Origin of the sequence: Vibrio sp. 14G-20, from assembly GCF_026241515.1 — a bacterium.
Classification (GTDB): Bacteria; Pseudomonadota; Gammaproteobacteria; order Enterobacterales; family Vibrionaceae; genus Vibrio.
The window spans coordinates 72,398-88,654 of sequence record NZ_JAPHPW010000021.1 but is presented as its reverse complement, the minus strand read 5'-3'; the positions used below and the strand labels follow the sequence as shown (position 1 = coordinate 88,654).

Genomic DNA, 16,257 nt, shown 5'->3' with positions numbered 1-16,257 from the left:
GTCGTGGTACTGTAGTTACTGGTCGTATCGAGCGCGGTATCCTACGCGTAGGTGACGAAGTAGAAATCGTTGGTATCAAAGAAACTACTCTTACTACTTGTACTGGTGTTGAAATGTTCCGTAAGCTGCTTGACGAAGGTCGTGCAGGTGAGAACGTTGGTGCACTTCTACGTGGTACTAAGCGTGATGACGTTGAACGTGGCCAAGTACTTTCTGCTAAAGGTTCAATCAACCCACACACTAAGTTTGAGTCTGAAGTATACGTACTTTCTAAAGACGAAGGCGGCCGTCACACTCCTTTCTTCAAGGGTTACCGTCCACAGTTCTACTTCCGTACAACTGACGTAACAGGCGATATCACTCTACCAGAAGGCGTAGAAATGGTAATGCCAGGTGACAACGTTCAAATGACTGTTGAGCTAATCGCTCCAATCGCAATGGACGAAGGTCTACGTTTCGCAATCCGCGAAGGTGGCCGTACAGTTGGTGCTGGTGTTGTAGCTAAAATCTTCGCTTAATAGCATTTAGATTTTTGCACACTCTTCATTAGAAGAACACGCATCTGAAAAGGGAAGCTTTGGCTTCCCTTTTGTTATTTATGAAGAAAAGTCTTTTCCCCCGCAATACATCATATCCTTTAAGCTCCTTTTTCAATATATTCCGATTATTTTTCCAACACCACTTGCATACTAAAGTGTGATCTGTATAATGCATCCCACTGGCTAAGGTCGGTTTGTGAACCAATGAGCACTGAGGAGTAGGTCTTACCTAGTAATGTATACTCAGCTTATGTTCGCGGTTAATAAAAATAGTAAACTTTAAGTTTACTTCAAAAGTTAACTGACAATGCGTCCTGATTTTGGATGCTACGGTTTCACATAAATCAATCGGCATTCTCTCGTTCTTTCGAGCTTGAGTGGCGATATTGTTTGTGTAATTTTTAATAATTGGAGCTCTGTCTCATGCAGAACCAACGTATTCGTATCCGCCTTAAAGCGTTTGATTACAAGCTAATCGATGCTTCAACTGCGGAAATCGTTGAAACAGCAAAACGTACTGGCGCACAGGTTCGTGGTCCTATTCCACTTCCTACTCGTAAAGAGCGTTTCACTGTTCTTACCTCTCCACACGTCAACAAAGATGCACGTGATCAGTACGAAATTCGTACTCACAAGCGTTTGATCGACATCGTTGAGCCAACAGATAAAACTGTTGATGCTCTAATGCGTCTTGATCTTGCAGCTGGCGTTGATGTTCAAATCAGCCTAGGTTAAGGGAGATAAGAATAATGATTGGTCTAGTCGGACGTAAAGTGGGTATGACCCGCGTATTTACTGAAGAAGGCGTTTCTATCCCAGTAACTGTTGTTGAGGTTGAAGCGAACCGTATTTCTCAAGTTAAAACTCTTGAGACAGACGGCTACGCAGCAATCCAAGTAACTACTGGTGCTAAGAAAGCTAACCGTGTAACTAAACCTGAAGCTGGTCACTTCGCGAAAGCGGGTGTAGAAGCAGGTCGCGGTCTTTGGGAATTCCGTTTAGAAAACGGCGAAGAGTTTGAAGTTGGCGCTGAGCTAAACGTAGAACTTTTCAACGAAATTAAAAAAGTAGACGTTACTGGTACATCTAAAGGTAAAGGCTTCCAAGGCGCTATCAAGCGTTGGAATTTCTCTACTCAAGATATGACTCACGGTAACTCTTTGTCTCACCGCGCACCGGGTTCAATTGGCCAATGTCAAACTCCAGGCCGCGTGTTTAAAGGCAAGAAAATGGCAGGTCACATGGGTGCTGAGCGTGTAACGACTCAAAACCTAGAGATCGTACGTGTTGACGCTGAGCGCAATCTACTCCTTATTAAAGGTGCAGTACCAGGCTCAACAGGCGGTAACGTGATCGTAAAACCTGCTGTTAAAGCATAACGTCTAGGAGTAAGTAATGGAATTGATGGTTAAAGGTGCTGATGCACTAACTGTTTCCGAGACTACTTTCGGACGTGACTTTAACGAAGCTCTAGTACACCAAGTAGTTGTTGCATATGCAGCAGGTGCTCGTCAAGGTACTCGTGCTCAAAAGACTCGTTCTGAAGTATCAGGCGGCGGTGCTAAGCCATGGCGCCAAAAAGGTACTGGCCGTGCACGTGCTGGTACAATTCGTAGCCCAATCTGGCGTACAGGTGGTGTTACTTTTGCTGCGAAACCACAAGATCACAGCCAAAAAGTAAACAAAAAAATGTACCGCGGTGCTATGAAGAGCATTCTGTCTGAGTTGATTCGTCAAGAGCGTCTAATCGTTGTTGATAACTTCTCTGTAGAAGCACCAAAAACAAAAGAACTTGTAGCTAAGCTTAAAGAGCTTGAGCTAAATGACGTTCTGATTGTGACTGGCGAAGTAGATGAAAATCTATTCTTAGCTGCTCGTAACCTATACAAAGTAGATGCACGTGATGTTGCTGGTGTTGATCCGGTATCACTAATCGCTTTCGACAAGGTTCTGATGACTGCTGACGCAGTTAAGCAAGTTGAGGAGATGCTAGCATGATCACTGAAGAGCGTATCTTAAAAGTTCTACGTGCTCCGCACATCTCTGAAAAAGCAACTATGGCAGCTGAGAAAGCGAACACTATCGTTTTCAAAGTAGCTAAAGATGCAACTAAGAAAGAGATCAAAGCAGCTGTAGAAAAGCTATTTGAAGTTGAAGTTAAGTCTGTAAATACTCTTGTATTAAAGGGTAAGACCAAACGTCAAGGTATGCGTGAAGGCCGTCGTTCAGACGTTAAGAAAGCCTACGTTACTTTGAAAGAAGGTCAAGATCTTGACTTCGTTGGCGGCGCGGAATAACAGGAGTAGTAAAAATGGCTATTGTTAAATGTAAGCCGACTTCCCCTGGTCGTCGTCACGTCGTTAAAGTTGTTAACGCTGACCTGCACAAGGGTAAGCCATACGCACCACTTTTAGAGAAAAACTCTAAGAACGGTGGTCGTAACAACAACGGTCGTATTACAGTACGTCACATCGGTGGTGGTCATAAACACCATTACCGTCTGATTGACTTCAAACGTACTAAAGATGGCATCCCAGCGAAAGTTGAGCGTCTAGAATACGATCCAAACCGTAGTGCTAACATCGCTCTAGTTCTGTACGCAGACGGTGAGCGTCGTTACATCATTGCACCTAAAGGTGTTAACGCAGGCGACCAGATTCAATCTGGCGTAGATGCTGCAATCAAAGCAGGTAACACTCTGCCGATGCGCAACATCCCAGTAGGTTCTACTGTACACTGTGTTGAACTTAAGCCTGGTAAAGGTGCTCAACTAGCTCGTTCGGCTGGTGCTTATGCTCAAATCATCGCTCGCGATGGTGCATACGTAACTATCCGTCTACGTTCTGGTGAAATGCGCAAAGTTCTTTCTGAAGGTCGTGCAACGATCGGTGAAGTTGGTAACTCTGAGCATATGCTACGTGAACTTGGTAAAGCTGGTGCTTCACGCTGGCGCGGCGTACGTCCAACCGTACGTGGTGTAGTAATGAACCCGGTGGATCACCCACATGGTGGTGGTGAAGGCCGCACATCTGGTGGTCGTCACCCAGTTTCTCCTTGGGGCGTTCCTACTAAGGGCTTCAAGACTCGTAAGAACAAGCGCACTGACAAGTACATCGTACGTCGTCGCACTAAATAATTTATAAAGAGGAATCGCCATGCCACGTTCTCTCAAGAAAGGTCCTTTTATTGACCTACACTTGCTGAAGAAGGTAGAGAAAGCGGTGGAAAGCGGAGACAAAAAGCCTATTAAGACTTGGTCCCGTCGCTCAATGATCATCCCAACAATGATTGGTTTGACCATCGCTGTCCATAATGGTCGTCAGCACGTTCCAGTTTTCGTTACCGAAGAAATGATCGGTCACAAACTGGGCGAATTTGCACCAACTCGTACTTATCGCGGTCATGCTGCAGATAAGAAAGCTAAGAAGAAATAGGAGTAGATGATGGAAGCTTTAGCTAAACATAACTTTGCTCGTATTTCTCCACAGAAAGCTCGCTTAGTTGCAGACCAAATTCGCGGTAAGTCGGTAGACCAAGCTCTAGAAATTCTAACTTTCAGCAACAAAAAAGCTGCTGTATTAGTTAAGAAAGTTCTTGAGTCAGCTATCGCTAACGCGGAACATAACGAAGGTGCAGATATCGACGATCTAAATGTCGCTAAAATCTTCGTAGATGAGGGCCCTATCATGAAGCGTATTATGCCTCGTGCTAAAGGTCGTGCGGATCGTATCTTGAAGCGTTCAAGCCACATCACTATTGTTGTAGCAGATCGCTAAAGACTAGGAGAGTAAGCAATGGGTCAGAAAGTACATCCTAATGGTATTCGTCTTGGCATCGTTAAGCCTTGGAATGCTACATGGTTTGCTAATACCAACGAATTCGCTGACAACCTAGACGGCGACTTCAAGGTACGTCAGTTCCTTACCAAGGAACTACAAAAAGCATCATTATCTCGTATCGTTATCGAGCGTCCAGCTAAGAGCATCCGTGTGACTATTCACACTGCTCGTCCTGGCGTTGTTATCGGTAAGAAAGGTGAAGACGTAGAGAAGCTACGCGCAGCTGTAGCTAAAATCGCAGGTGTACCAGCGCAAATTAACATCGCTGAAGTACGTAAGCCTGAGCTAGATGGTCAGCTTGTAGCTGATAGCATCGCGTCTCAACTAGAGCGTCGTGTTATGTTCCGTCGTGCAATGAAGCGTGCGGTACAAAATGCTATGCGTCTAGGCGCTAAAGGCATCAAAGTACAAGTAGGCGGCCGTCTTGGCGGTGCTGAAATCGCACGTTCTGAGTGGTACCGTGAAGGCCGTGTGCCTCTACACACTCTACGTGCAGACATTGATTACGCAACTTCTTCGGCTCACACCCAATACGGTGTGATCGGCATTAAAGTTTGGATCTTCAAAGGTGAGATTCTAGGCGGTATGCCAGCTGCTAACGCAGTAGAGCCAAAAGGCGATAAGCCTAAGAAGCAGCGTAAAGGCCGTAAGTAAGGAGTCGAACGATGCTACAACCAAAACGTACTAAGTTCCGCAAGGTTATGACTGGTCGTAACCGTGGTCTAGCTAAAGGTACTGAAGTAAGCTTCGGCGAATTCGGTCTTAAAGCTGTTGGCCGTGGTCGTCTGACTGCACGTCAAATCGAAGCGGCACGTCGTGCTATGACACGTCACATTAAGCGTCAAGGTCAAATCTGGATCCGTGTTTTCCCAGACAAACCGATTACTGAAAAGCCTCTTGAAGTTCGTCAAGGTAAAGGTAAAGGTTCAGTTGCGTACTGGGTTGCTCAAATCCAACCAGGCAAAGTTATGTACGAGATGAATGGCGTACCTGAAGAGTTGGCACGTGAAGCGTTCCGCCTAGCGGCACGTAAACTGCCTGTTAAAACTACTTTTGTAACTAAGCAGGTGATGTGATGAAAGCACAAGATCTACGCGAAAAGAACGTTGAAGAGCTTAACGCTGAGCTATTGAATTTGCTACGTGAACAGTTCAACTTGCGCATGCAAGCTGCAACTGGTCAACTACAGCAAACTCATACTCTAAAAGCTGTACGCCGTGACATCGCACGTGTGAAAACTGTTTTGACTGAAAAGGCAGGCGCATAATGAGCGAAACTAACCGCATCCAGCAAGGCCGTGTAGTAAGTGACAAGATGGACAAGTCTATCGTTGTTGCTATTGAGCGCACTGTAAAACACCCAATTTACGGTAAGTTCATCAAACGCACGACTAAAGTACACGCACACGACGAAGACAACACTTGTGGCCTAGGCGACAAAGTTGAAATCGCTGAGTGTCGTCCTCTGTCTAAGACTAAGTCTTGGACATTGGTTAAAGTTCTAGAAAAAGCGAAGATTTAATCTTTGTAATTCTATAACTTATAAGCGGCTCCAAATAATTTTTTGGAGCCGCTTGTTTTTTGTCTACCCAATTTAAAAAAAGGGTGGTACAATTCGCGTCCCTTTTAAAGAGGCAGCCCGACCCGAGAGGGTCTAGTTTTAATATTTAGCGGAGCACTAACAATGATCCAGATGCAAAGTACACTTGACGCAGCAGATAACTCTGGCGCGCGCAAGGTAATGTGTATTAAGGTTCTGGGTGGCTCTCACCGCCGTTATGCACATATCGGTGACGTCATCAAGGTTACAGTGAAGGAAGCGATTCCTCGCGGTAAAGTAAAGAAAGGTGATGTTCTGAAGGCGGTAGTAGTGCGCACCCGTAAAGGCGTTCGTCGCCCAGACGGTTCTGTCATTCGCTTCGACAGTAATGCTTGTGTATTGTTAAATGACACTACTGAGCAACCAGTCGGCACACGTATCTTTGGTCCTGTGACTCGTGAACTTCGTAACGCGAAATTCATGAAGATTGTATCACTAGCACCTGAAGTTCTGTAAGGAGCGGCAACATGGCAGCTAAAATCCGTCGTAATGACGAAGTAATCATTCTTGCTGGTAAAGATAAAGGCAAGAAAGGTAAAGTAACTAAGGTTCTGACAACTGGTAAAGTTATCGTTGAAGGCATCAACCTTGTTAAGAAACACCAAAAGCCGGTTCCGGCTCTAGGTCAACAAGGTGGCATCGTTGAACAAGAAGCAGCTATTGATGCTTCTAACGTTGCTGTTTTTAACGCGGCTACTGGTAAAGCAGACCGTATCGGTTTCCGTATCGAAGATGGCAAGAAAGTTCGTTTCTTCAAATCTAACGGCGAAACTGTTTCTAACTAATTAGAAGTAATTTGGAGTTCTACTATGGCGAAACTGCATGATTACTACAAGTCGTCTGTAGTCGCTGAGCTTACCAAAGAGTTCAGCTACACAAGCGTCATGCAAGTCCCTAGGATTGAGAAAATCACCCTAAACATGGGCGTTGGTGAAGCAATCAACGATAAGAAACTGCTAGAAAACGCAGCAGCTGATATGGCAACGATCTCTGGTCAAAAGCCACTTATCACTAAAGCGCGTAAATCTGTAGCTGGTTTCAAAATTCGTGAAGGCTACCCAATTGGTTGTAAAGTAACCTTGCGTGGTGAGCGCATGTGGGAATTTTTAGAGCGTTTAATCTCTATCGCACTTCCACGTGTACGTGATTTCCGTGGTGTTAGCGCTAAGTCTTTTGACGGTCGCGGTAACTACAGCATGGGCGTTCGCGAGCAAATCATCTTTCCGGAAATCGACTACGATAAAGTCGATCGCGTCCGCGGTCTTGATATCACTATCACGACTTCTGCGGGTTCCGATGAGGAAGGCCGAGCTCTGCTGGCTGCCTTTAACTTCCCATTCCGTAAGTAAGGGTAGGGTTACTGTTATGGCTAAACAATCAATGAAAGCACGTGAAGCTAAACGTGCAAAACTAGTAGCTAAGTTCGCTGAAAAGCGTTCTGCGCTAAAAGTTATCATTAGCGATGTAAACGCATCTGAAGAAGATCGTTGGAATGCGGTTCTTAAACTGCAATCTCTTCCACGTGATTCAAGTGCATCACGTCAGCGCAACCGTTGCAACCAAACTGGTCGTCCACACGGTTACCTACGTAAGTTCGGTCTAAGCCGCATTAAGGTTCGTGAAGCTTGCATGAAAGGCGAGATTCCGGGTCTTCGTAAGGCTAGCTGGTAATTGCCACTTAATCATTTGGAGTAAATCTTATGAGCATGCAAGATCCGATTTCGGATATGCTGACCCGAGTTCGTAACGGTCAGGCAGCAAACAAAGTTGCTGTAAAAATGCCTTCTTCAAAGCTTAAAGTTGCAATTGCTGCATTACTTAAAGCTGAAGGTTACATCGTAGACTTCGCTGTTAACAGCGAAGCAAAACCTGAGCTAGAAGTTACTCTTAAGTACTTCCAAGCTAAACCTGTAATCGAGCAAATCAAGCGTGTATCACGTCCTGGTCTAAGAGTTTATAAAAATAAAGACTCTTTACCTACAGTGATGGGTGGTCTTGGTATTGCAGTTGTTTCTACTTCCAAGGGTCTGATGTCTGACCGTGCTGCTCGTAAAGCAGGTCTTGGCGGTGAAATCATCTGTTACGTAGCTTAAGGAGTAGATTATGTCTCGTGTTGCTAAAGCACCTGTCGCTATTCCAGCTGGCGTAGAGGTGAAACTAAACGGCCAAGAAGTTACTGTAAAAGGTAGCAAAGGTGAGCTTACTCGCGTTCTTAACAGCGCCGTAGTTATTGCACAGGAAGAAACCAACCTAACTTTCGGTCCGAAAGAAGGTGTTACTAACGCATGGGCACAAGCTGGTACAGCTCGCGCTCTAGTTAATAACATGGTTGTGGGTGTTACTGAGGGCTTCACTAAGAAGCTAACTCTTAAAGGTGTTGGTTACCGTGCTGCTATGAAAGGCAACTCTGTAGCTCTAACTCTTGGTTTTTCTCACCCAGTAGAGCACGCTCTACCTGAAGGTATTAAAGCTGAGTGCCCTAGCCAAACTGAGATCATCATTACTGGTTGCGATAAGCAAGTAGTAGGTCAAGTTGCGGCTGACATTCGTTCTTACCGTGCTCCTGAGCCTTACAAAGGCAAAGGTGTTCGTTACGCAGATGAAAATGTGCGTACTAAAGAAGCTAAGAAGAAGTAAGGTATCACTATGGATAAGAAAGCATCTCGCATCCGTCGTGCTACACGTGCACGTCGTAAGATTGCAGAACTTGGTGCAACTCGCCTGGTAGTACATCGTACTCCTCGCCATGTTTACGCACAAGTTATCGCGGCAAACGGCTCTGAGGTTATCGCAGCTGCTTCTACTGTAGAAAAAGCGATCCGTGAGCAAGTTAAGAACACTGGTAACGTTGATGCAGCTAAAGCAGTTGGTAAAGCTGTTGCTGAGCGCGCTCTTGAAAAAGGCGTAGCTTCAGTTGCATTCGATCGTTCTGGTTTCCAATACCACGGTCGAGTAGCGGCGCTAGCAGATTCTGCTCGCGAAGCTGGTCTGAAATTCTAAGGTAGGGTTGGAAGATGGCTAAAGAACAACAACAAGCTAATGATTTGCAAGAAAAGCTGATCGCAGTTAACCGTGTATCTAAGACGGTTAAAGGTGGTCGAATCATGAGCTTCACTGCACTAACAGTAGTTGGTGACGGTAATGGTCGTGTAGGTTTCGGTTACGGCAAAGCTCGTGAAGTACCTGCTGCGATTCAAAAAGCAATGGAAAAAGCGCGTCGTAACATGGTTACTGTTGCGCTTAACGAAGGCACTCTTCACCACCCGGTGAAAGGTCGTCATTCGGGCTCTAAAGTTTACATGCAGCCAGCTGCTGAAGGTACAGGTGTTATTGCCGGTGGTGCAATGCGTGCCGTACTTGAAGTTGCAGGCGTACATAACGTACTTTCTAAAGCATACGGTTCAACGAACCCAATCAACGTTGTTCGCGCAACGATTGGTGCTCTAGTAGACGTTAAGTCACCAGAAATGGTTGCTGCTAAACGTGGTCTAACTGTTGAATCTATTTCGGAGTAAGAACACGATGGCAACTATTAAAGTAACTCAAACTAAAAGCTCAATTGGTCGCCTACCTAAGCACAAAGCGTGTCTTAAAGGTCTAGGTCTTCGTCGCATCAACCATACAGTAGAACTTGAAGATACACCGTGCGTACGCGGTATGATCAACAAGGTTTACTACATGGTTAAGATTGAGGAGTAATCAGAATGCGTTTGAATACTCTATCACCGGCTGCTGGCTCTAAACCTTCTAAGAAGCGTGTAGGTCGTGGTATCGGTTCTGGCCTTGGTAAAACAGGTGGCCGCGGTCACAAAGGTCAAAAGTCACGTTCTGGCGGCTCTGTTCGTCCAGGTTTTGAAGGCGGTCAAATGCCTCTAAAACAACGTCTACCTAAATTCGGTTTCACTTCTCGTAAGAGCCTAGTGTCTGCTGAAGTTCGTCTAGCTGAGCTAGCGAAAGTAACAGGTGACGTAGTTGATCTTAACAGCCTTAAAGCTGCTAACGTTATCACTAAGAACATCGAGTTTGTTAAGATCGTTCTTTCTGGTGACCTAAGCAAAGCTGTGACTGTTAAAGGTTTACGCGTGACTAAAGGCGCTAAAGCTGCAATCGAAGCTGCAGGCGGTAAAATCGAGGAATAATCTCGAGGAACGAGGTACAGATGGCTAAGAAACCAGGAAAAGATTTTCGTAGTGCTCAGAGCGGCTTAAGTGAATTAAAGTCGCGCTTGTTATTCGTAATTGGTGCACTTTTAGTATTCCGAGCCGGCTCTTTTGTGCCGATCCCTGGTATTGACGCAGCTGTACTTGCCGATTTGTTCGATCAGCAAAAAGGTACCATCGTAGAAATGTTTAACATGTTCTCCGGTGGTGCTCTTGAGCGTGCATCTATATTAGCATTGGGTATCATGCCGTACATTTCGGCATCGATCGTAGTCCAATTGCTAACTGTAGTTCATCCAGCGTTAGCGGAACTCAAGAAAGAGGGTGAAGCAGGCCGTCGTAAGATAAGCCAATATACACGCTACGGCACGCTTGTACTTGCAACATTCCAAGCTATTGGTATCGCAACAGGCTTACCAAACATGGTCGACAATCTGGTTGTTATCAACCAAACCATGTTTACGCTTATTGCTACCGTGAGTTTAGTAACTGGTACCATGTTTTTGATGTGGTTAGGTGAACAAATCACTGAGCGAGGAATCGGTAATGGTATTTCCATTCTGATTTTTGCAGGTATTGTTGCTGGATTGCCTTCTGCAATCGGTCAAACAATCGAGCAAGCGCGTCAAGGTGAATTGCATGTGCTTCTTCTGTTGTTTATCGCGGTATTGTCTTTTGCTGTAATTTACTTCGTAGTTTTCATGGAGCGTGGTCAACGTCGTATCGTCGTTAACTATGCAAAGCGTCAACAAGGTCGTAAAGTGTTTGCAGCACAAAGTTCTCACTTGCCACTTAAGATTAATATGGCAGGTGTTATACCAGCGATTTTTGCATCAAGTATTATTTTGTTCCCAGGAACATTAGCGCAATGGTTTGGTCAAAATGGTGAAAGCAGCGCGTTCGGTTGGTTAACTGACGTGTCATTAGCTCTTAGCCCAGGTCAACCTTTGTATGTAATGCTTTATGCAGCAGCTATTATCTTCTTCTGTTTCTTCTATACAGCGTTGGTGTTTAACCCACGTGAAACAGCTGATAACTTGAAGAAGTCTGGTGCATTCGTACCCGGTATCCGCCCAGGTGAGCAGACAGCGAAATATATCGATAAAGTGATGACTAGGCTAACCCTTGCGGGCGCTCTATACATTACTTTTATATGTCTGATTCCTGAATTCATGATGGTCGCGTGGAACGTTCGTTTCTACTTCGGCGGCACATCACTACTAATCGTAGTGGTAGTTATCATGGATTTCATGGCACAGGTACAGACTCATCTGATGTCACAACAGTATGATTCTGTGTTAAAGAAAGCGAATCTGAAAGGTTACGGCCGTTAATTCGGTAGTAATTATTTCGATTCCATTTACGGAGTTTAGCAATGAAAGTTCGTGCTTCCGTTAAAAAAATCTGCCGTAACTGTAAAGTTATCAAGCGTAACGGTGTCGTTCGCGTGATTTGCAGTGAGCCAAAGCATAAGCAACGCCAAGGCTAATCAGCAGAAATTTTTACTTGAAATACTAGGTAGAGTCGAGTATATTCCTCGGCCTACCTTTTGCGTGCAAAAGAAGTAGTATGCCGCAGCGTATCCATAACGGGCTTTGCTGCGGATAATTCTTTTATGAACCCCTTAGGAGTGAATAATGGCCCGTATAGCCGGCATTAACATTCCTGATCATAAGCATTCTGTAATTGCACTTACTGCAATCTACGGTATTGGTAAAACTCGCTCTCAAGCTATTCTAGCTGAAGTGGGTATTGCTGAAGATGCTAAGATCAGTGAACTAACTGAAGAGCAGATCGATCAACTGCGTGATGGTGTAGCTAAATACACTGTAGAAGGTGATCTACGTCGTGAAGTATCGATGAACATCAAGCGTCTTATGGACCTTGGCTGTTACCGCGGTCTTCGTCATCGTCGCAGTCTACCACTACGTGGACAGCGTACTAAAACCAACGCTCGTACCCGTAAGGGTCCGCGCAAGCCGATCAAGAAATAGTCGGATAAGGTAGAGTACAATGGCAAAACAACCAACTCGCGCGCGTAAGCGCGTACGCAAGCAAGTAGCTGATGGCGTAGCGCACATTCATGCTTCTTTCAACAACACAATCGTAACTATCACTGACCGTCAAGGCAACGCTCTTGCATGGGCTACAGCAGGTGGTTCAGGTTTCCGTGGTTCTCGTAAATCTACTCCGTTCGCAGCACAAGTTGCAGCTGAGCGTTGTGGTGAAATGGCTAAAGAATATGGCCTAAAGAACTTGGAAGTTATGGTTAAGGGTCCAGGTCCAGGTCGCGAATCTACTGTTCGTGCACTGAACGCTGCTGGTTTCCGTATCACTAACATTGTTGATGCGACACCAATCCCTCATAACGGTTGTCGTCCACCTAAGAAACGTCGCGTTTAAGTTTCGTTTCTAGGAATATTGGAGAAAGATCATGGCAAGATATTTGGGTCCTAAGCTGAAGCTTAGCCGTCGCGAAGGTACTGACTTATTTCTTAAGTCTGGTGTCCGTGCGATCGATACCAAGTGTAAAATTGATAACGCACCAGGTGTACACGGCGCTCGTCGCGGTCGTCTATCTGAGTATGGCGTTCAGCTTCGTGAGAAGCAAAAAGTTCGTCGTATTTACGGCGTTCTAGAAAAACAATTCCGCAACTACTACAAAGAAGCTGCACGTCTTAAAGGCAACACAGGTGCAAACCTGCTTCAGCTTCTTGAAGGTCGTCTTGATAACGTAGTTTACCGTATGGGCTTTGGCGCTACTCGTGCTGAATCTCGTCAACTAGTTAGCCACAAGTCTATTCTAGTTAACGGTAAAGTTGTAAACGTTCCTTCTTTCAAAGTAGCGGCAAACGACGTTGTTTCTATCCGCGAGAAAGCTAAACAGCAATCTCGTATTAAAGCGGCTCTAGAAGTTGCTGAACAACGTGAAAAGCCAACTTGGATTGAAGTAGATGCTGGCAAAATGGAAGGTACATTCAAGCGTATGCCTGAGCGTTCTGACCTATCAGCTGACATCAATGAACACTTGATCGTCGAACTTTACTCTAAGTAAGGTTAAAAAAAGAGAGGACACAATGCAGGGTTCTGTAACAGAATTTCTTAAGCCGCGTCTTGTTGACATTGAACAGATCAATACGACACACGCGAAAGTAACTCTTGAGCCATTAGAGCGAGGTTTCGGCCACACTCTAGGTAATGCTCTTCGCCGCATTCTTCTATCTTCTATGCCGGGTTGTGCCGTAACAGAAGTTGAAATTGAAGGTGTGCTACACGAATACAGCACTAAAGAAGGCGTTCAGGAAGATATCCTGGAAATCCTTCTAAACCTTAAAGGTTTGGCTGTACGCGTTGCTGAAGGCAAAGATGAAGTGTTTATTACACTGAACAAATCAGGCTCAGGCCCTGTTGTTGCAGGTGACATCACCCACGATGGTGATGTAGAGATCGCTAACCCTGAGCACGTAATTTGTCACCTAACGGATGACAACGCTGAGATCGCTATGCGTATCAAAGTAGAACGTGGTCGTGGTTACGTTCCAGCTTCAGCTCGTATCCATACTGAAGAAGATGAGCGTCCTATCGGTCGTCTACTAGTTGACGCTACTTACAGCCCGGTTGATAAAATCGCTTACGCTGTAGAAGCGGCACGTGTAGAACAACGTACTGATTTAGACAAGCTTGTTATCGATATGGAAACGAACGGTACTCTAGAACCTGAGGAAGCAATCCGTCGTGCAGCTACTATTTTAGCTGAACAACTGGATGCGTTCGTAGATCTTCGTGATGTACGTGTACCTGAGGAGAAGGAAGAGAAGCCAGAATTCGATCCTATCCTACTACGTCCTGTAGACGATCTTGAACTAACAGTTCGCTCTGCTAACTGTTTGAAAGCAGAAGCGATTCACTACATCGGTGATCTTGTACAGCGCACTGAGGTTGAGCTACTTAAAACGCCAAACCTTGGTAAGAAATCTCTTACAGAGATTAAAGATGTGCTTGCTTCACGTGGTCTTTCTCTAGGCATGCGTCTAGAAAACTGGCCACCAGCGTCAATCGCTGAAGATTAATCGAAAAGTTAGAAGGATTAGGTCATGCGCCATCGTAAAAGTGGTCGTCAACTCAACCGCAACAGCAGTCATCGCAAAGCGATGTTCAGCAACATGGCTAGCTCTCTTGTTCGTCACGAAGTTATTAAAACTACCGTGCCTAAAGCAAAAGAACTACGTCGCGTAATTGAGCCATTGATTACCCTAGCTAAGACAGACAGTGTTGCTAACCGTCGTCTTGCATTTGCTCGCACTCGTGATAACGAAGTTGTGGCAAAACTATTTAATGAACTAGGCCCGCGTTTCGCGGCTCGCCAAGGTGGTTACACTCGCATTCTTAAATGTGGTTTCCGTACTGGTGATAAAGCTCCAATGGCTTACATTGAGCTTGTAGACCGCCCAGCTGCTGAAGAAGCTGCTGAGTAATCTATACTAGATTCTTAATACAAAAAGCCGAGCATTAGCTCGGCTTTTTTTGTTTCTATTGAATTGAAAAATTGCACCACGATATTTGGCATTTTTACTTGCCTGCTCTGCTCTATTTTTTAAAAATATCTCGTATCTCGTATCTCGTATCTCGTATCTCGTATCTCGTATCTCGTATCTCGTATCTCGTATCTCGTATCTCGTATCTCGTATCTCGTATCTCGTATCTCAAATATCTTTTCTTCCACGCACAAAAAAGAGCACCGAAGTGCCCTTACAATATTCTTCAACTAATCGCTAATCGCTAATCGCTAATCGCTAATCGCTAATCGCTAATCGCGATGGCCTACTGCCAAATAGCGGCAAGTGAATCCATAAGGCCACTTGTTGCACCTTGTGATTGAAGTGCCTGAAGAATTATTGGTGCAAATGTCGTAACCATTGACGAATCCATACCTAACCCAGCAAATGCACTTTCAACGGCACCTTGTGAGCTTAATAGCGATGATAGACCAGTAGACTCTAGGCTCGACATGCCAGGAATAAGTGTCGCGAGTTCTTTGTTGTCAGCTGTGCCAAGTGAATTTTGAGCAAGGGCTAACATTGAACCAATACCGCCAATTGCTTGATCGCTGGTAACAGATGCTTGATCAGCAACGGTATCAGCAAGTGGTGTTGTTTCGTTTTGATGAGACCACATATTCACTGCTGCCATCAGGGCAGTTTGCGATAGTTGGGAATAGTTGGTATCTGATGTTGAACCGGTTTGTTCAGAGTCGCTAGTGCTAGCGCAAGAGACTACAGCAAGGCTGCTGAGCATAGTGATGAGTATTTTCTTCATTATTCTTCCTTAAGTAATAAAGTAATCGACCTATTCACTATAAACGAAAAACGGCGATGTAGTCACATCGCCGTTGGATTATTTTAATTTTATTTGCCTATAGTATTTTGTTTTACTAAAGGTTTTTATAAAAATTAAAGGATAGCTAGAAGTTCTACTTCAAACACTAGAGCTGCAAATGGTGGAATTGCAGCACCTGCGCCGCGCTCACCGTATGCTAGATCTTGAGGGATGTATAGCTTCCACTTAGAGCCAACAGGCATCATTTGTAGAGCTTGTACCCAACCTTGAATTACGCCAGTTACTGGGAATTCAGCAGGTTGACCGCGAGATACAGAACTGTCGAAAACAGTACCGTCAGTTAGTTCACCGTGGTAGTGAACACGCACTTGCTTGTCTGCAGTTGGGATTTCGCCAGTACCTTCAGTTAGTACTTCGTACTGAAGACCAGACTCAAGAACTGTTACTTCTGAACGAAGAGCGTTGTCAGTTAGGAAAGCTTCGCCGTCAGCAGCTGCTGCTTTAGCTAGTTCTTGACGTGCAGCTTCACCACGAGTGTGTAGCTCTTGTAGTGCGTTGTTGATTTCGTCAACTTCGATAGCTGGCATGTCACCAACTAGAGCTGTTGCGATACCAGCAGCGATTGCGTCAACGTTTAGGCCTTCAAGACCAGAACCAGCAAGTTGTTGGCCCATTTGTAGGCCGATACCGTAGCTAGCTTTTTGCTCTACAGTTTCAAATTTTACTTCAGACATGAAAAGTCACTCTTTTTGTCAGTACGAAAAGGGTAAGAATACCAGTATT

General features: G+C 45.0%; 31 protein-coding genes. 29 read left to right on the top strand and 2 right to left on the bottom strand.

Going from position 1 to position 16,257, the window contains the following annotated elements:
• The 29 genes from OQJ75_RS17415 to rplQ form a co-directional block, all read left to right on the top strand.
• Positions 1-518: EF-Tu/IF-2/RF-3 family GTPase (locus tag OQJ75_RS17415; protein ID WP_266067249.1), on the top strand; the 518-nt coding region annotated here is incomplete at its 5' end.
• A gap of 444 nt (positions 519-962) precedes the next feature.
• Positions 963-1,274, top strand: coding sequence for a 30S ribosomal protein S10 (gene rpsJ, locus OQJ75_RS17410; protein WP_004736761.1), 312 nt, complete (start codon positions 963-965; stop codon positions 1,272-1,274).
• A 14-nt stretch (positions 1,275-1,288) separates the two neighbouring features.
• Entirely contained in the window at positions 1,289-1,918 is a 630-nt protein-coding gene (gene rplC / locus OQJ75_RS17405; RefSeq protein ID WP_004736763.1) for a 50S ribosomal protein L3, read from the top strand.
• Between the two features lie 16 nt (positions 1,919-1,934).
• Complete coding sequence (gene rplD, locus OQJ75_RS17400; RefSeq protein WP_004736764.1) at positions 1,935-2,537, top strand: 50S ribosomal protein L4; 603 nt, start codon at positions 1,935-1,937, stop codon at positions 2,535-2,537.
• Positions 2,534-2,836, top strand: a complete 303-nt coding sequence (rplW, locus tag OQJ75_RS17395; RefSeq protein WP_004736765.1) for a 50S ribosomal protein L23 — start codon at positions 2,534-2,536, stop codon at positions 2,834-2,836. Before rplD ends, rplW begins: the two co-directional genes overlap by 4 nt.
• A 14-nt stretch (positions 2,837-2,850) precedes the next feature.
• Positions 2,851-3,675, top strand: a complete 825-nt coding sequence (gene rplB / locus OQJ75_RS17390; RefSeq protein WP_017076297.1) for a 50S ribosomal protein L2 — start codon at positions 2,851-2,853, stop codon at positions 3,673-3,675.
• A gap of 19 nt (positions 3,676-3,694) precedes the next feature.
• Positions 3,695-3,973 (top strand): 30S ribosomal protein S19, encoded by a 279-nt coding sequence (gene rpsS, locus OQJ75_RS17385; RefSeq protein ID WP_004736729.1) that lies wholly within the window; start codon positions 3,695-3,697, stop codon positions 3,971-3,973.
• Positions 3,974-3,982: 9 nt separating this feature from the next.
• Positions 3,983-4,315 (top strand): 50S ribosomal protein L22, encoded by a 333-nt coding sequence (rplV, locus tag OQJ75_RS17380; RefSeq protein WP_004736732.1) that lies wholly within the window; start codon positions 3,983-3,985, stop codon positions 4,313-4,315.
• 18 nt (positions 4,316-4,333) lie between these two features.
• Positions 4,334-5,032 (top strand): 30S ribosomal protein S3, encoded by a 699-nt coding sequence (rpsC, locus tag OQJ75_RS17375; RefSeq protein WP_004736734.1) that lies wholly within the window; start codon positions 4,334-4,336, stop codon positions 5,030-5,032.
• An 11-nt stretch (positions 5,033-5,043) separates the two neighbouring features.
• A complete protein-coding gene (gene rplP / locus OQJ75_RS17370) occupies positions 5,044-5,454 on the top strand; it encodes a 50S ribosomal protein L16 (RefSeq protein WP_004736736.1) in 411 nt (136 codons plus the stop codon).
• Complete coding sequence (gene rpmC / locus OQJ75_RS17365; protein ID WP_004736737.1) at positions 5,454-5,645, top strand: 50S ribosomal protein L29; 192 nt, start codon at positions 5,454-5,456, stop codon at positions 5,643-5,645. The genes rplP and rpmC overlap by 1 nt, the downstream gene beginning before the upstream one ends.
• Positions 5,645-5,899 (top strand): 30S ribosomal protein S17, encoded by a 255-nt coding sequence (rpsQ, locus tag OQJ75_RS17360; protein WP_004736739.1) that lies wholly within the window; start codon positions 5,645-5,647, stop codon positions 5,897-5,899. The genes rpmC and rpsQ overlap by 1 nt, the downstream gene beginning before the upstream one ends.
• Positions 5,900-6,061: 162 nt before the next feature.
• The gene (rplN, locus tag OQJ75_RS17355) at positions 6,062-6,433 is read left to right on the top strand and encodes a 50S ribosomal protein L14 (RefSeq protein ID WP_004736740.1); all 372 of its coding nucleotides are present in this window, start codon (positions 6,062-6,064) and stop codon (positions 6,431-6,433) included.
• Between the two features lie 11 nt (positions 6,434-6,444).
• A complete protein-coding gene (gene rplX / locus OQJ75_RS17350) occupies positions 6,445-6,762 on the top strand; it encodes a 50S ribosomal protein L24 (RefSeq protein ID WP_004738792.1) in 318 nt (105 codons plus the stop codon).
• 24 nt (positions 6,763-6,786) lie between these two features.
• Positions 6,787-7,326 (top strand): 50S ribosomal protein L5, encoded by a 540-nt coding sequence (gene rplE, locus OQJ75_RS17345; protein ID WP_004738790.1) that lies wholly within the window; start codon positions 6,787-6,789, stop codon positions 7,324-7,326.
• A 16-nt stretch (positions 7,327-7,342) separates the two neighbouring features.
• Positions 7,343-7,648: a 30S ribosomal protein S14 gene (gene rpsN, locus OQJ75_RS17340; protein ID WP_004738789.1), complete on the top strand. Its 306-nt coding sequence runs from the start codon at positions 7,343-7,345 to the stop codon at positions 7,646-7,648.
• 29 nt (positions 7,649-7,677) lie between these two features.
• Positions 7,678-8,070: a 30S ribosomal protein S8 gene (gene rpsH / locus OQJ75_RS17335; protein ID WP_017061309.1), complete on the top strand. Its 393-nt coding sequence runs from the start codon at positions 7,678-7,680 to the stop codon at positions 8,068-8,070.
• A gap of 10 nt (positions 8,071-8,080) precedes the next feature.
• Positions 8,081-8,614 (top strand): 50S ribosomal protein L6, encoded by a 534-nt coding sequence (rplF, locus tag OQJ75_RS17330; RefSeq protein ID WP_017063712.1) that lies wholly within the window; start codon positions 8,081-8,083, stop codon positions 8,612-8,614.
• Positions 8,615-8,623: 9 nt separating this feature from the next.
• Positions 8,624-8,977, top strand: coding sequence for a 50S ribosomal protein L18 (gene rplR / locus OQJ75_RS17325; protein ID WP_048605977.1), 354 nt, complete (start codon positions 8,624-8,626; stop codon positions 8,975-8,977).
• Between the two features lie 14 nt (positions 8,978-8,991).
• Complete coding sequence (gene rpsE / locus OQJ75_RS17320) at positions 8,992-9,492, top strand: 30S ribosomal protein S5 (protein ID WP_004736754.1); 501 nt, start codon at positions 8,992-8,994, stop codon at positions 9,490-9,492.
• A 7-nt stretch (positions 9,493-9,499) separates the two neighbouring features.
• Complete coding sequence (rpmD, locus tag OQJ75_RS17315; protein ID WP_004736756.1) at positions 9,500-9,676, top strand: 50S ribosomal protein L30; 177 nt, start codon at positions 9,500-9,502, stop codon at positions 9,674-9,676.
• 5 nt (positions 9,677-9,681) lie between these two features.
• Positions 9,682-10,116, top strand: a complete 435-nt coding sequence (gene rplO / locus OQJ75_RS17310) for a 50S ribosomal protein L15 (RefSeq protein ID WP_004736758.1) — start codon at positions 9,682-9,684, stop codon at positions 10,114-10,116.
• Between the two features lie 20 nt (positions 10,117-10,136).
• Positions 10,137-11,471, top strand: coding sequence for a preprotein translocase subunit SecY (secY, locus tag OQJ75_RS17305; protein ID WP_004736759.1), 1,335 nt, complete (start codon positions 10,137-10,139; stop codon positions 11,469-11,471).
• Between the two features lie 41 nt (positions 11,472-11,512).
• Positions 11,513-11,626, top strand: coding sequence for a 50S ribosomal protein L36 (gene rpmJ / locus OQJ75_RS17300; RefSeq protein WP_000868186.1), 114 nt, complete (start codon positions 11,513-11,515; stop codon positions 11,624-11,626).
• Between the two features lie 148 nt (positions 11,627-11,774).
• Positions 11,775-12,131: a 30S ribosomal protein S13 gene (rpsM, locus tag OQJ75_RS17295; RefSeq protein WP_004738779.1), complete on the top strand. Its 357-nt coding sequence runs from the start codon at positions 11,775-11,777 to the stop codon at positions 12,129-12,131.
• Positions 12,132-12,150: 19 nt separating this feature from the next.
• Positions 12,151-12,540, top strand: coding sequence for a 30S ribosomal protein S11 (rpsK, locus tag OQJ75_RS17290; protein WP_004738778.1), 390 nt, complete (start codon positions 12,151-12,153; stop codon positions 12,538-12,540).
• A gap of 31 nt (positions 12,541-12,571) precedes the next feature.
• A complete protein-coding gene (gene rpsD / locus OQJ75_RS17285) occupies positions 12,572-13,192 on the top strand; it encodes a 30S ribosomal protein S4 (protein ID WP_004738777.1) in 621 nt (206 codons plus the stop codon).
• Between the two features lie 22 nt (positions 13,193-13,214).
• Complete coding sequence (locus OQJ75_RS17280; protein ID WP_004729813.1) at positions 13,215-14,207, top strand: DNA-directed RNA polymerase subunit alpha; 993 nt, start codon at positions 13,215-13,217, stop codon at positions 14,205-14,207.
• A 24-nt stretch (positions 14,208-14,231) separates the two neighbouring features.
• The gene (gene rplQ, locus OQJ75_RS17275; RefSeq protein ID WP_004729812.1) at positions 14,232-14,612 is read left to right on the top strand and encodes a 50S ribosomal protein L17; all 381 of its coding nucleotides are present in this window, start codon (positions 14,232-14,234) and stop codon (positions 14,610-14,612) included.
• A 346-nt stretch (positions 14,613-14,958) separates the two neighbouring features.
• Here rplQ and OQJ75_RS17270 read toward each other — a convergent pair whose 3' ends face one another.
• Together OQJ75_RS17270 and OQJ75_RS17265 are read right to left on the bottom strand one after the other, a co-directional pair.
• Positions 14,959-15,453: a DUF2780 domain-containing protein gene (locus OQJ75_RS17270; protein ID WP_265974360.1), complete on the bottom strand. Its 495-nt coding sequence runs from the start codon at positions 15,451-15,453 to the stop codon at positions 14,959-14,961.
• 134 nt (positions 15,454-15,587) lie between these two features.
• On the bottom strand, positions 15,588-16,208 hold the full coding sequence (locus tag OQJ75_RS17265) for an FKBP-type peptidyl-prolyl cis-trans isomerase (protein ID WP_017078817.1): 621 nt from the start codon (positions 16,206-16,208) through the stop codon (positions 15,588-15,590).
• Positions 16,209-16,257 lie beyond the last annotated feature (49 nt).

Coding starts and splice junctions, on each gene's coding strand:
- rpsJ (WP_004736761.1), top strand. CDS start 963: ATGCAGAACCAACGTATTCGTATCCGCCTTAAAGCGTTTGATTACAAG.
- rplC (WP_004736763.1), top strand. CDS start 1,289: ATGATTGGTCTAGTCGGACGTAAAGTGGGTATGACCCGCGTATTTACT.
- rplD (WP_004736764.1), top strand. CDS start 1,935: ATGGAATTGATGGTTAAAGGTGCTGATGCACTAACTGTTTCCGAGACT.
- rplW (WP_004736765.1), top strand. CDS start 2,534: ATGATCACTGAAGAGCGTATCTTAAAAGTTCTACGTGCTCCGCACATC.
- rplB (WP_017076297.1), top strand. CDS start 2,851: ATGGCTATTGTTAAATGTAAGCCGACTTCCCCTGGTCGTCGTCACGTC.
- rpsS (WP_004736729.1), top strand. CDS start 3,695: ATGCCACGTTCTCTCAAGAAAGGTCCTTTTATTGACCTACACTTGCTG.
- rplV (WP_004736732.1), top strand. CDS start 3,983: ATGGAAGCTTTAGCTAAACATAACTTTGCTCGTATTTCTCCACAGAAA.
- rpsC (WP_004736734.1), top strand. CDS start 4,334: ATGGGTCAGAAAGTACATCCTAATGGTATTCGTCTTGGCATCGTTAAG.
- rplP (WP_004736736.1), top strand. CDS start 5,044: ATGCTACAACCAAAACGTACTAAGTTCCGCAAGGTTATGACTGGTCGT.
- rpmC (WP_004736737.1), top strand. CDS start 5,454: ATGAAAGCACAAGATCTACGCGAAAAGAACGTTGAAGAGCTTAACGCT.
- rpsQ (WP_004736739.1), top strand. CDS start 5,645: ATGAGCGAAACTAACCGCATCCAGCAAGGCCGTGTAGTAAGTGACAAG.
- rplN (WP_004736740.1), top strand. CDS start 6,062: ATGATCCAGATGCAAAGTACACTTGACGCAGCAGATAACTCTGGCGCG.
- rplX (WP_004738792.1), top strand. CDS start 6,445: ATGGCAGCTAAAATCCGTCGTAATGACGAAGTAATCATTCTTGCTGGT.
- rplE (WP_004738790.1), top strand. CDS start 6,787: ATGGCGAAACTGCATGATTACTACAAGTCGTCTGTAGTCGCTGAGCTT.
- rpsN (WP_004738789.1), top strand. CDS start 7,343: ATGGCTAAACAATCAATGAAAGCACGTGAAGCTAAACGTGCAAAACTA.
- rpsH (WP_017061309.1), top strand. CDS start 7,678: ATGAGCATGCAAGATCCGATTTCGGATATGCTGACCCGAGTTCGTAAC.
- rplF (WP_017063712.1), top strand. CDS start 8,081: ATGTCTCGTGTTGCTAAAGCACCTGTCGCTATTCCAGCTGGCGTAGAG.
- rplR (WP_048605977.1), top strand. CDS start 8,624: ATGGATAAGAAAGCATCTCGCATCCGTCGTGCTACACGTGCACGTCGT.
- rpsE (WP_004736754.1), top strand. CDS start 8,992: ATGGCTAAAGAACAACAACAAGCTAATGATTTGCAAGAAAAGCTGATC.
- rpmD (WP_004736756.1), top strand. CDS start 9,500: ATGGCAACTATTAAAGTAACTCAAACTAAAAGCTCAATTGGTCGCCTA.
- rplO (WP_004736758.1), top strand. CDS start 9,682: ATGCGTTTGAATACTCTATCACCGGCTGCTGGCTCTAAACCTTCTAAG.
- secY (WP_004736759.1), top strand. CDS start 10,137: ATGGCTAAGAAACCAGGAAAAGATTTTCGTAGTGCTCAGAGCGGCTTA.
- rpmJ (WP_000868186.1), top strand. CDS start 11,513: ATGAAAGTTCGTGCTTCCGTTAAAAAAATCTGCCGTAACTGTAAAGTT.
- rpsM (WP_004738779.1), top strand. CDS start 11,775: ATGGCCCGTATAGCCGGCATTAACATTCCTGATCATAAGCATTCTGTA.
- rpsK (WP_004738778.1), top strand. CDS start 12,151: ATGGCAAAACAACCAACTCGCGCGCGTAAGCGCGTACGCAAGCAAGTA.
- rpsD (WP_004738777.1), top strand. CDS start 12,572: ATGGCAAGATATTTGGGTCCTAAGCTGAAGCTTAGCCGTCGCGAAGGT.
- OQJ75_RS17280 (WP_004729813.1), top strand. CDS start 13,215: ATGCAGGGTTCTGTAACAGAATTTCTTAAGCCGCGTCTTGTTGACATT.
- rplQ (WP_004729812.1), top strand. CDS start 14,232: ATGCGCCATCGTAAAAGTGGTCGTCAACTCAACCGCAACAGCAGTCAT.
- OQJ75_RS17270 (WP_265974360.1), bottom strand. CDS start 15,453: ATGAAGAAAATACTCATCACTATGCTCAGCAGCCTTGCTGTAGTCTCT.
- OQJ75_RS17265 (WP_017078817.1), bottom strand. CDS start 16,208: ATGTCTGAAGTAAAATTTGAAACTGTAGAGCAAAAAGCTAGCTACGGT.